The sequence below is a fragment of the Marinobacter sp. genome, assembly GCF_041687235.1.
In the GTDB taxonomy this organism is placed as follows: Bacteria; Pseudomonadota; Gammaproteobacteria; order Pseudomonadales; family Oleiphilaceae; genus Marinobacter.
In genome coordinates this window covers 72,791-84,131 of record NZ_JAWLCH010000016.1, presented here as the reverse complement: position 1 = coordinate 84,131, position 11,341 = coordinate 72,791, and the positions used below count along the sequence as shown (strand labels likewise).

Here is an 11,341-nt window from a genome sequence, read left to right as displayed (position 1 = left end):
AGTCGAAGTTTTCCATGGTATGGCCCGAAACAAACGGGGCCACAGCAGCGAGGATGAAAGCGACCATTATCGCATTCGAGGCTGGTTCGATCTGTACTGCACACATGCGGAGCGGGACACCGCCAAATTCAGCGAACTGGCTGAGAAGCATCGGCATTTCTCCGTGGCGCATACGGGCTGGCCAAAGCTGGACCCGCTTTTATCCCAGCCGGTGCGTGGGCCAAGGTTACGGGAGGCGGATGAACCGCCGGTGGTGTTCTATGCATCCACATTCAGCCGATCGGTTACGTCGGCGCCGGCTCTGGTTGAAAAAATCGGCGAGCTCTCCAGAAGTGGCCGCTGGCGGTTCATCGTGACTCTGCATCCAAAAATGGATCCGCAGGTCGTCGAGCAGTACCGGAAACTGGCCGGCGACAACCTGCGTTTTGTGGAGAGCGATGAGGACCTTCTTCCGATTCTCCCGCAAGCAGACGTGATGCTCTGCGATACGTCCTCAATCATGTTCGAATTCATGTTTCTGGATCGGCCAGTCGTTACCTACAGGACAAAAATGCCCGGGCCTTACCTGATCGATGTGGATGACATTGGAGAAGTTGAGGCTGCGTTGTCGAAAGCGATGGAGTACCCGGTTGAGCTGATGGAAGCAACGCGGGAGCTCTGCAACGATCTTCACAGTTTCCGTGATGGTTGTTCCAGTGTTCGAGTCATGGACGCCGTGGACGACTTTTTGGAGAACCAACAGGGGAGGCTCCGGCGCAAACCCCTCAATATTGTGCGGAAACTGAAGGTCCGCCGCAGGTTGGCTCGCGAGATGCGTTTGAATTCTTTCTAAAGGCGGTTTTCACGATAGTCGGCTCGGAGTCTTTCCAGGGCGGAGTTCTGTCGCTCGAGAATCTGGCTAAGTGCCGCGTCGGAGGACAACTGCTCTTCCCTGTGCTCCGTCAATGACCTCAGACTGGCGATTAGCTGATCTCTTTGCCTGGACGGTGAAGCCCTTAATGCATAGGGTAGTCTCGCCCACTTCTCTGGCCCCACGCCCATCCTGTTTAGCCACCTTTTCCCACGATTTTCCAACCCTCTCCAAAACGGCGGCGTCTGTTGGTAGACCATCGGTAGCGGCTGGATTTTCAATTCGAGGGACATGGATTCTGCCCAGTCAAACCATTTCTCGGCATTGAAGTTTGGTGCAAAGCTGACCGCAACCCAGGGAATTCTCAAAATATCAGAGGTGATTGCTCCATGCATTGCTTCGGTGATGACGGCTCTACACTGCGAAATCGAGTCGATAAAGGACTCTACCGACTGCCTTGGTGAGATAAACGTCAAGCCAGCAGCGTCGCACACTGATTGCCAGTCAACGTAACGTTCACTTCCGTGATGGGGCACGAAACCGATTTCGCCGCCGGGGTGTTTGATATTACCCTGAGGCAGGTTCTTTAGCAGGTAGGCTCCGTCACCGATTACGTGCTCTGGTGTAAGTCCGAGTGCCCGGGCCGTTCTTGGGCCCCTGACGCCATACACACGGCAACGATGGTCGAGAACTGGAAGGTCGACGCCCCAGCTCCCCGACGAAAAGACCACTATCCGACGAGTCTGAGCCAGCTTGGTCTCGAACCTGCGAGCCTTCAGCAAGGTCCCGATTCCGAGAAAATGAATTCCGTCGGTCTCACTGAGGCATTCCGGCATAAGTTTGGGCCAGAGCCAGGCATTCAGGTCGTCCCCAAAATTCATTTTCTCTGGAGCGTGTTTATCAATCTTCATCTTTATCCAATGGTTGACCTGAGGCGGGACGTCCCAATGTCCACAGTCCTGCGTATTTGTTGAACGTAACCTGTGCATACGTTACAGCCGTAAGATAGCCCACAGCGCCGTCCAGAAAACCGAACCGAATGAAGTAAACCTGCAAAAATGTCATCAACCCTCGCACGGTGGGGTAGATCATGGTTCGGGTTTTTTTGCCCCTCCGGTGTTTCTCCTTCGCCCCCAGCCAGGCATATTTGGCGCTCTTTTCCAGGGAGTGACCGAAATCCCGGTGGGTGTAATGGGTCAGGCGACCGCGAAGTGTTCTGGTTTTGCGTCCACCGGGGATCAGAATTCGTTCGTGCACCAGTGCATCGGAAAAGCGGACGCCTTCCCGGCGGAAAAGCCGCAGGGGCGCACGGCCACTGCGCCCGAAGTCCAGCCGCTTCCCGTAGATGGTTACCGCCCAGGGCAGTTTGTATGCGTCTGCGTCCGGGTCTGCCAGGTGGTGATTTATCTCACGGGCCAGCTCCGTGGTAATCCGCTCGTCGGCATCCAGTGAAAGCACCCAGTCGCCAGTCGCTCTTTCCAGAGCCCTCTGTTTCTGTACACCGAATCCGGGCCAGTCTGTAACCTCAACAACGTCGGCATATTCTCTGGCGATATCCGCGGTTCGGTCACTGCTGCCACTGTCGAGAACGATGATCTCATCGGCCACAAGTCTGGCCGATTTCAGGCAGTCAGCGATGTGCTCCTCTTCGTTCTTGGCAATAATTGTCGCAGAGACTTTCACCTTCCGCTTACGGGTAAAAGAAGCGTTCAGTTCGGTGAACAATGCTGAGGCCAGAGCTGAAATCGAGAGCAGGTAGAAGGTAAGAAACAGGCTTCGGTTGAAGGTGGCTTCTGTCAGCCCGAACACCAGGTATCCGATGCTGACCATGGTGCCTGCCACGGCGATATGTGCCGTGGGTTGGTGTTTGTTAAAGAGATTTCTGGCGAATACAGCCAGCGGTATGAAAATGAGGAACGCCCAGCTCAGTACTCCAGGTATGCCGCTTGTTGCCGCGTTATTGAGCAGGTCGTTGTGGGCGTGCCCGGTACAGCAGGCTGCCAGATGGGCGTGTTCCGGTTCTGACTCTGCTACCTGCTCAACATGAGTGGTGTAACCACCCAGGCCGACGCCTGTCCAGGGTTGGTCCACGAACATGCCTGCTGCTACTTGCCAAAGCTCCAGGCGTATTTCGATTCCCGGGTCAAGTTTTTCGCCCTCAAGGGCATTTTCGATAGACTGCTGCATGCGGTCACTGCTGAATAAAAAGATCAGCGATATAAGCGCGATGGCGGCAAGACCCGCTAGACGCAGTTTCCGGCTGACCAGGGGTAGGAGCAGAAACAGGAGAACGGGAAGGGCAATGAGGTTGCTTCGGGTTCCTGAAAGCATCGAGATGATGATGGCACAAGCGCCAAGCCCGAAGACAGCGATTGCCACCCCTGATTTGCCGGTCTTCAAGAAATAGGAGCCACCCACAAGGGCGAGGGAACCCCCAAGCAAGGAAAGGTTGCCGAAGCTGATCGGATTGATACCGGCACCGAAGCGCGTCTGAAGCAGCTGGCTCAAGCTTTCATATTCAGTTGCGAGGGCCACCAGTAACGCGACTACCGAAGAAAGGGCAACAATCGCGGTGGTTGCGAACAGATGGTTGGCACGAAACCCTGAAACCGTAAAGGCAATCACCAGAGGCCAGAACAGAATAAAGCGCGCGTGGGTACCCAGGGTTTTTCCGCCTTCATAATCAAACCCTTCCATAGTCCATGAAAAGGCACTCGCAAGCACGAAGAACCAGAATGCGAAATGCAATAACCGGAGCTCTTTTGGCGTGTCCCAACCTGCTTTGGGCAAGGCCCTGGTTTTGATGAACGCCAGCCCGAAAATTGCCGCAAGCAAGGTCGCAGCGGCCAGGATGCTGGACGAAAGAAGTGCTCCTCCGAGACCGACCATAATCAGGACAGTGGGAAGCAGGCGAATCGGTTGGGTCATAGCGTTGGTATCCGTTCTCAGCTTTTTAGCAGACTCTGTCGGGATTGTAGGGGTTGATCTCTCCCGGCGGCCGATGGCGCATACGCTTGTACTCCCATTGATACTGCTCGGGGATTTCTCTTACGCACTGTTCAATGGCGTGATTCATCGCGGTGGTTGCGGCAACCGGGTCTTTGTCTCCCAGGCCGGGGCCAGTCTCGCGCACGACGATCCGGAACCCGGAAGCGTCCGGAAGGCGTTCCGCATAGGTGATCAGCACGTTGGCGCCGGTGCGCTGGATCAGCTTGGACACCAGGGTCATGGTCTTCACTTCCATGCCAAAGAACGGCGCAAAGGCGTTGCCTTTCCCTCGGGGAGACTGGTCCGGCAGGATGCCGGCAACGCCCCCTTCCCGGAGAATCGAGGCGAGTCGGGCGAGGCCCCTGCGGTCGCCCCGGACCAACTCCGAACCAAGTCGCCCGCGGACCTTGATCATATAATCCTCAAACTCCGGCATATTCGGGGGGCTGTAAAGCGCTGCCATTTTGTACCGCGAGGAAAAGAACAACCCGGCCAGTTCCCAGTTGCCCAGGTGCGGCGCGAGCAGGATCAGCCCCGTGTCGCCGGCCATGGCCTTGTCGATCAGTTCCAGACCTTCGGTTTCCCGGATCAGGCCAAGGCATTTCTCCACCGGCCATTCCCACATAAGGGGAACCTCGAGCATGGTCATGCCGGTCTGGGCAAGGGACCTTTTTGACATGACTGCGCGTTGGGTGTCTGAAAGCTCCGGCAAGCAGATGGACAGGTTAATGTCGGTTACCTGTCTGGACTTGGAAGGCAGTCGCCATACCAGATAGCCTACGAAACGACCCACCCGCTGAGCGCCAGCAAGGGTTAACCAGCCGGCAACCCTGAGCAGCCCGGCAATGACGAAATACTTGAGCTTGCTCATTTCCGGCCGTACCGATCCTCGTAACGGACAATATCGTCCTCACCCAGGTAAGAGCCCGACTGGACTTCGATCAGTTCCAGGTCAATGACCCCCGGATTCTCCAGCGAGTGCACCTGGCCAACCGGAATGTAGGTGGACTGGTTCTCGGTGACCAGATAGGTTTTCTCGCCGTTGGTGACCCGGGCGGTGCCACTGACTACGATCCAGTGCTCGGCTCGATGGTGATGCATCTGCACAGAGAGCTTGGCGCCAGGTTTTACCGTGATGCGCTTGACCTGGTAGCGGGCGCCGTTATCGATGGAATCGTAAACACCCCAGGGCCGGTAGACTTCCCGATGGTTCATATGTTCGTGGCGGCCATCGGTCTTGATCCGTTCCACCACGGTTTTGACGTCCTGAACGCTGTCTTTATGGGCAACCAGCAGGGCGTCCTTGGTTTCGATCACCACCAGGTTGTCCACGCCAACCGTTGCCACCAGCCGGCTATCGGCACGGACCAGGGTGTTGGTGGTGTTATGGGTGATGACGTCGCCGGTCAGGCTGTTGCCGTCTGCGTCCTTGTCACTGACTTCCCAGAGCGCAGACCAGGAGCCGATATCGCTCCATCCCGCATCCAGGGAAACCACGGCGGCCCTATCGGTCTTCTCCATGACGGCATAATCGACGGAGTCTGAGGGGCACTCCGCGAATCGTTCGGCGTTGATCCGGGTGAAGTGCAGGTCATCGGCGGTATCCGCGATGGCGGCACGGCACGCGTCCAGGATATCCGGGCGATGGGCTTCCAGCTCCTCGAGGTATTGACGGGCACCGAACAGGAACATGCCGCTATTCCAGAGGTACTCGCCGGAATCCAGGTAGCGGTTTGCCGTCGCCTGGTCCGGCTTTTCGACAAACTTGTCCACCAGGTAGCTGTCGGGACCCAGTTCTTTGCCACGATGGATGTAGCCGTAGCCGGTTTCCGGATGGTTCGGGACAATGCCGAAGGTGACCAGTTTCCCTTCCCGTGCGAGCGGAATGGCTTTTTTCACCCCTTCCTGAAAGGCGGTGACGTCCTTGATCAGGTGGTCAGCTGCCAACACCAGCATCAGGGGATCATCGGCTCCATTTTCTGCAGCCTCGGTCAGCTGTAGTGCTGCCAGTGCAATGGCCGGTGCTGTATTGCGGCCGCAGGGCTCAAGAATGATCCGCGTATCCTCGTGGCCGGATTGGCGCATTTGTTCCGCAGCCAGGAACCGGTGTTCCTCGTTGCAGATCAGAAGAGGATTTGCTGCGTCCATGCCCTCAAGCCGCGCAACGGTGGCCTGCAGCATCGACAGAGGGCCGTTGGTCAGTTTCAGGAACTGTTTCGGATTCAGCTGGCGCGACATCGGCCAAAGGCGCGAGCCGGTGCCGCCAGCCATAATGACGGGGTGAATCATCTGTACACTCCGGGCTTGAGTTAGAGAATTCCATTAAAAACATCGAAATCAGGCGCGTCATCTTATCATAAGGCAACCGTGATATTGTTCTGACCACGCCGTAAACTGAATGCGCTGACACCAGGATTTGTGATGAAGCTACCGCTGTCCGTTTATTACATCACCCAGGACGAAGAACTGCGACTGCCAGAGTCCCTGGCGAAGGTTTCGGGTTGGGTCGATGAGATTATCGTAGTCGATTCCGGGAGTACTGACAGAACCCGGGAAATCGCAGAAGCGGCGGGTGCCCGGTTCGTACACAATGACTGGCAGGGGTTTGCCTGCCAGAAAGCCTTCGCCGCAAGCCTGTGCCGCAATAACTGGGTGCTGGATCTGGATGCGGATGAGGTGCTGTCGGATGAGCTTGTGGCCAACATCAAGAACCTGTTTTCTAAGCCGGTTGACCCGGATATTGCGGGGTTCCGGATGCGCTGGGTGCTGTCCCAGCCGGATCCCCGGCATCCGTTCCGCCACGACAAATCGAAAATGATCCTCAGGCTCTATAATCGCAACAAGGCGGTCATTGAGGCAGAAAAAGACAGCAACAACGACAGGCCCCAGGTGAAGAGCGGGACCGTTCAGGACCTCAGGGGTGATGTGTTGCATCGCACGCTGATTTCACTGGAGCAGATGGAGCGCAAGTATTGCCAGTTATCGACGGAGCAGGCCCGTTTTCTTGCTGCAAAGGGCCGACGTATCTCGAGCGCGCGTCTGTTTGCGGAGTTTCCCCTGAAGTTCCTGAAGTACTATCTGCTGCATCGGCAGATCCTGAACGGATGGTTTGGCCTGAGCGTCGCTATTACGGCGGCCAATCGCAATTTTATGCGACTGGCCAAGGCCCGGGAGATGCAGATGCTGTCGAAGTTTGAGGATGAAAATACCCGGTAACACTGAGCCTATCGCCATGGTTTGTGAGTGACTGGGCGTTCACGGATTGCTTTCACGTAAAGGGCTTCTGTCTGTTCAGCCATGGCGTTAACGGTCAGCGTTTCATGGGCGAACGCCATGGCGGACTGTTGGCTATGCCTCAATGCCTCCAGATTCGCAAGCGCCCGGGAGATAAGATCGACGAGGTCCTGAACCTGGTGTCCGGCGCTGAGAGATGAGTCCGGGAGGAGGTCCCGGGGACCTGACACTGGCGTGGAGACGACCGGACAGCCGTAAAGCAGGGATTCGACCAGAACATAGGGGAAGCCCTCACGCTCGGAGCTGATCACCGTCAGGCTGGCCTTGCGGTAGACCGACGCCAGGTTTCGGCTGAATCCGGCCAGGGTAACCGAGTTTTCGAGTCCAGACTGTTGGATCAACCGTTCAAGATGTGGCCGCTGGGTTCCCTCGCCAAAGATCGTTAGGTGGGCATTGCCTAAAAACGTGCCCAGTTTGGCCCAGGCCCTGATCAACGTCTCAAAACCTTTGACGGGTTCCAGTCGCCCCGCGGCGATGACGTTGGTAACTCCTTCCGGGAGTCGCGGCCCGGTTTCTGGTCGATCGTTCTGAGGTTGGGTTTTCACGCCGTTATAGATCAGGTGCTTTTCGGGGTGTCGCAGAGCTATCAGGATCTGGGGGCTTACCGCGATGACATAGTCAAGGCGGTCAAAGGCTTTGTGGCTGGATTTGATGCCGTGAACTGTCCCCAGGCGCACCCGGGCGAGTTTCCCGGTTTTGCCTGCCAATTGCGCGGCCTTGTTGCCCTGGGCGTGCAGAACATCCGGTGACAGCTCCCGAAGGCGCCTGCGAAACATGAGTTGGAGCCAGAGATTTCGCCGCCCGAGTTGAACCGGTATCGGATGAAAATCGACAGCAGCCGGGAATTTGTCCCGGTAGGTTCTGTGGCCAAAAACATGTACGTTATGTCCCCGTTCGGCCAGCGCGCCCGCAAGGTCAGCGGTGTGCTGCTCCATGCCGCCCCAGGTGGTGCCGGGTGTGGCAAGCAGAAGGGCAATGGTTAATGGCTGTGAGGTGATCATGATCGGCCAGCGGCGCTCTTCAGGACGTTTTCATACACCTGCAAGGTCGCCTCGGTCTGTGCTTCCAGCCGGAATCGATGGGGGATCTCGATGGCCGGCGGTTCGGCATCCAGCAGCCGGGAAACGGCCAGGGCAAACGCCTCGACGTCATCCGGAGGCACCAGTCCATCCCGGAAACAGGCCTGGAGTGTTTCCGCTGCGCCTCCGCGGTTATAGGCGACGACGGGCGTTCCGGATGCCAGGGCTTCGGTCACCGTCCGGCCGAAGGGTTCCGGCTTGGTGCTCATGTGGCACACCACATCGGCAAGCAGGTACAGCGTGGTCATGTCATTGCGCTGGCCAAGAAAGCTGACCTTGTCGGTCAGGTTCAGGCGGGCGCGTTCCTTTTCCAGTTCCTCAAGAAAGTGCTCCTTGCCCGGTTCCGCACCTCCCACGATGATGCCATGGCAATCGGGTCGCTCCCGCACCAGTTTCGACATCATCGCGAGAAAATCCAGTTGGCCTTTCCAGCGGGAAATCCGCCCGGGCATCATGATGATTTTCTGGCCGGCGAGCTGGGGGTATTGCCGGAACCAGCGGTCCAGCCATTGCTGGCTGAGTTCCCGCTGGTGAAAGGCATCCACATCGACACCACGCTGAATGACGGTCAGCTTTTCCGCCGGCACCGGATAGTTGCTCATGACGTAGTCTCTTACACACTGGGACACAGCAATGATGTGATCCGCGCGGGTCATGATGGCGCTGTAGGGCGTGACGGAGTACATGCCATGGAATGTGGATACAATCGCAGGGCGTTCCTGCTTCGGAATGCTTTTCAGGGCCAGGAAGATAATCCAGGCGGGCATGCGCGAGCGGACATGAACGATGTCCGGTTTCAGCTCGAGAAGCAGTTTCCGCATCGGCAGTATCTGCCCGAAGGATGCCGGGGTCTTCCGGTGTATCGGCATGAAGATGTGCTTTGAGCCCTGTCCACGCAATTGCTCGGCCATAGGGCCGCCCTTGGAGACGACAAAGGATTCGTGACCGCGCTTGACGAGATCGGCGGCGAACTCGACGGTGCCTCGTTCCACCCCGCCGCTGTAAAGCGCTGGAAGCGCCTGAAGAATTCTCAAGTCTGAGCCCCTTTATGCTTGCCTTGTATGGTTTGAGTGTTCTGTGGCAACAGTCCCTGTTCGAGCACCCATCGGGCGGCGCGGTTGGCTTCCCAGAGCGTTCGATCATGGTCAGCCCGGCCTGCCATAACGCTGGCGTGATCTGTCCATTGGGCGACATAACCGCCCCGCACCAGTCGTTCCACACCGTCCACCACCCGGCTTCCGGCTCGGGCCGGCAACTCAAACAGCCCGGTCGGTACACCGGACGTTGCCGCCTCGCAGACCATGGACATGCTGTCAGGAGTCACCCAAACCGCCCGGGAGGCAGAAAGTTGATGGCTCAGCCAATCCTCGTGAGTCTGCTCGGGATGAACAACGGTAATCCGAAGCCCGGCCATGTCGTTAAGTCGCTCCTTCATGGGCTCCGGTGTTCGCCGCGAGGTGCTGATGGTCCAGCGCCAGTCGGGATAGTGGCCGATCAGGTGAGCTACCTGGCCGAGGACGACATCGTCGTCCCAGTCGAAATGGGGTGACGGCCCACCAATAAGCAAAAGCGCTTCCCGCTTTTCGGTGATTCTGGCCAGGGGTGTAATGGTATTCAAAACGCCTTCGGTTAACAGGATTCTCGGGCCTGGCTGGACGCGATCATGAGCTGGAATCAGGGCGCCACTTACCAGGCCCAGCGGAAACGCGGGCTTCATCATAACCAGCGTCCGGGTTCGGCGGCGTTTTCGCAGTGCAAGCAGCAATCGATGCGTGCCGGACCCTGCGGCAATCACCAGATCGGGGCGCGGCAGATGCGCGTCCATCCGGGGCGGCGAAGCCAGCAAGGCCCGCCAGAGCGGTACCCTGACTGACAATGTATCGACCCAGTAGGTGCTCGCTCCTGCCAGGACGCGGAGCCGGTTGCCAAGCCCTTTCAGCTGGTTCCGGTGGCCCGGCTTGTTGTCGGTCAGAAGCCACACCACGGGGGCGGGTTCGTCCTGCTTCCTGGACTCGGGTCTGGCCATGGCGTTCCGGCATGCAATGCCGGCCTCCGTATTGCCTGAGTTCTTTGGTTTCACCGGCGTTTGTAGAAGCCCGGATCGTTTTCATCCGGGCGAGTTTTGAAACGCCGGTGCATCCAGAGGTACTGATCCGGTGCGCGCCGAACTTCTCGCTCGATAGTCTGGTTGACCAATGTTGCATCCTTGAGATCATCTCCGCTGGGAAAATTCTCAAGGGCAGGGTGGAAGTAAATGTCATAGCCCGGTCCATCGTCACGCCGAAAATGGCTGAACGGAACCACCTTGCACCCGCTCCGCTCTGCAATCCTTGATGTAGCGGTAATGGTGCCAGCGGGAATGCCGAAAAACGGCGCAAACACGATATCCTTACGGCCATAGTCCTGATCGGTGGCGTACCAGACTGCCCGGTTTTTCTTGAGGCTGCGGAACAGGCCACGCAGGTCTCTGGCGCCCAGAACGGTGCCGTAGCGACGCTCCCGGGCTCGGGTCATCACGGCGTTCATCAGGGGGTTATTGTGGTCCCTCTGCATGACGTCCGCCTCGATGAACTCGGTCACCAGACTCCCTCCAAGATCCAGGGTGCTGTAATGGCCGCCAAGCAACAAAACGCCTTTGCCTTCGGCTCGCGCTTGCTCGAAATGCTCAAGGCCATGGACTTGTGTGATGTCTGTCAATTTGGCGGGATTGCGAAACCAGGCGATGCCAAGTTCCAGCAAACCGATACCATTGGCAATAAACGCATTCCTGACCAGCGCTGATTGCTGAGCGGCCGTAAGTTCCGGAAAACAAAGCTTGATATTCACCTCGGCGATGTGCCGGCGACTGCGGGCAAAGCGGAACGCCAGCAGTCCCGCCAGCTTGCCTAACCCCCACTGAACACGAATTGGCAGCCGGGATACACACCACATCAAAGCAATTCCCAGCCAGGTTGGCCACCAACGGGGATGGCGGTAGGCTGAGTAATCGGTGTTTCGCGGTAATTTGCGGTATTTCTTTTTCACGTAAAGCGGGTCCTGCCAGGTCTGAATCGATTGAAGGTGGCACAATGGCTCAAGCGATCAATCGGAAGCAAATCAATAGGTTTTACGCTATGATAGCGCACTGTTT

Annotated in this window: 10 protein-coding genes; 2 read left to right on the top strand and 8 right to left on the bottom strand. The window is 57.5% G+C overall.

Annotation, left to right across the window (positions count from 1 at the left end; all coding sequences use genetic code 11):
- A partial coding sequence (locus tag ACESMK_RS17355; protein ID WP_373001433.1) for a CDP-glycerol glycerophosphotransferase family protein occupies positions 1 to 832 on the top strand: 832 nt, incomplete at its 5' end.
- Here the strand turns inward: ACESMK_RS17355 and ACESMK_RS17350 are convergent.
- From ACESMK_RS17350 to ACESMK_RS17335, 4 genes are read right to left on the bottom strand one after another with little or no spacing between them, the layout of a single operon-like run.
- Entirely contained in the window at positions 829 to 1,761 is a 933-nt protein-coding gene (locus tag ACESMK_RS17350) for a polysaccharide pyruvyl transferase family protein (RefSeq protein WP_373001431.1), read from the bottom strand. The two genes, ACESMK_RS17355 and ACESMK_RS17350, sit on opposite strands and share 4 nt — an antisense overlap.
- Positions 1,751 to 3,778, bottom strand: coding sequence for an O-antigen ligase family protein (locus ACESMK_RS17345; protein WP_373001429.1), 2,028 nt, complete (start codon positions 3,776 to 3,778; stop codon positions 1,751 to 1,753). The genes ACESMK_RS17350 and ACESMK_RS17345 overlap by 11 nt, the downstream gene beginning before the upstream one ends.
- Before the next feature lie 25 nt (positions 3,779 to 3,803).
- Positions 3,804 to 4,709, bottom strand: a complete 906-nt coding sequence (locus tag ACESMK_RS17340) for a lysophospholipid acyltransferase family protein (protein WP_373001427.1) — start codon at positions 4,707 to 4,709, stop codon at positions 3,804 to 3,806.
- Positions 4,706 to 6,127 carry a mannose-1-phosphate guanylyltransferase/mannose-6-phosphate isomerase gene (locus tag ACESMK_RS17335; RefSeq protein WP_373001425.1) on the bottom strand — a complete coding sequence of 474 codons (1,422 nt, stop codon included), beginning with the start codon at positions 6,125 to 6,127 and terminating at the stop codon, positions 4,706 to 4,708. Before ACESMK_RS17335 ends, ACESMK_RS17340 begins: the two co-directional genes overlap by 4 nt.
- Before the next feature lie 132 nt (positions 6,128 to 6,259).
- Between ACESMK_RS17335 and ACESMK_RS17330 the strand changes: the two genes are divergently transcribed.
- Positions 6,260 to 7,054: a glycosyltransferase family 2 protein gene (locus ACESMK_RS17330; RefSeq protein WP_373001423.1), complete on the top strand. Its 795-nt coding sequence runs from the start codon at positions 6,260 to 6,262 to the stop codon at positions 7,052 to 7,054.
- A gap of 8 nt (positions 7,055 to 7,062) precedes the next feature.
- Here ACESMK_RS17330 and ACESMK_RS17325 read toward each other — a convergent pair whose 3' ends face one another.
- Genes ACESMK_RS17325 through lpxL form a run of 4 tightly spaced genes read right to left on the bottom strand, consistent with a single transcriptional unit; the run spans position 7,063 to position 11,235 of the window.
- Positions 7,063 to 8,133 carry a glycosyltransferase gene (locus tag ACESMK_RS17325; protein WP_373001421.1) on the bottom strand — a complete coding sequence of 357 codons (1,071 nt, stop codon included), beginning with the start codon at positions 8,131 to 8,133 and terminating at the stop codon, positions 7,063 to 7,065.
- A complete protein-coding gene (locus tag ACESMK_RS17320; RefSeq protein WP_373001419.1) occupies positions 8,130 to 9,245 on the bottom strand; it encodes a glycosyltransferase family 4 protein in 1,116 nt (371 codons plus the stop codon). Before ACESMK_RS17320 ends, ACESMK_RS17325 begins: the two co-directional genes overlap by 4 nt.
- Positions 9,242 to 10,237, bottom strand: a complete 996-nt coding sequence (locus ACESMK_RS17315; RefSeq protein ID WP_373001417.1) for an ELM1/GtrOC1 family putative glycosyltransferase — start codon at positions 10,235 to 10,237, stop codon at positions 9,242 to 9,244. Before ACESMK_RS17315 ends, ACESMK_RS17320 begins: the two co-directional genes overlap by 4 nt.
- A 50-nt stretch (positions 10,238 to 10,287) precedes the next feature.
- The gene (gene lpxL, locus ACESMK_RS17310) at positions 10,288 to 11,235 is read right to left on the bottom strand and encodes an LpxL/LpxP family Kdo(2)-lipid IV(A) lauroyl/palmitoleoyl acyltransferase (RefSeq protein WP_373001415.1); all 948 of its coding nucleotides are present in this window, start codon (positions 11,233 to 11,235) and stop codon (positions 10,288 to 10,290) included.
- Between the last annotated feature and the right edge of the window lie 106 nt (positions 11,236 to 11,341).

What these genes read in the sequence shown, in the direction of transcription:
- ACESMK_RS17350 (WP_373001431.1), bottom strand. Translation starts at nt 1,761, where the DNA reads ATGAAGATTGATAAACACGCTCCAGAGAAAATGAATTTTGGGGACGAC.
- ACESMK_RS17345 (WP_373001429.1), bottom strand. Translation starts at nt 3,778, where the DNA reads ATGACCCAACCGATTCGCCTGCTTCCCACTGTCCTGATTATGGTCGGT.
- ACESMK_RS17340 (WP_373001427.1), bottom strand. Translation starts at nt 4,709, where the DNA reads ATGAGCAAGCTCAAGTATTTCGTCATTGCCGGGCTGCTCAGGGTTGCC.
- ACESMK_RS17335 (WP_373001425.1), bottom strand. Translation starts at nt 6,127, where the DNA reads ATGATTCACCCCGTCATTATGGCTGGCGGCACCGGCTCGCGCCTTTGG.
- ACESMK_RS17330 (WP_373001423.1), top strand. Translation starts at nt 6,260, where the DNA reads ATGAAGCTACCGCTGTCCGTTTATTACATCACCCAGGACGAAGAACTG.
- ACESMK_RS17325 (WP_373001421.1), bottom strand. Translation starts at nt 8,133, where the DNA reads ATGATCACCTCACAGCCATTAACCATTGCCCTTCTGCTTGCCACACCC.
- ACESMK_RS17315 (WP_373001417.1), bottom strand. Translation starts at nt 10,237, where the DNA reads ATGGCCAGACCCGAGTCCAGGAAGCAGGACGAACCCGCCCCCGTGGTG.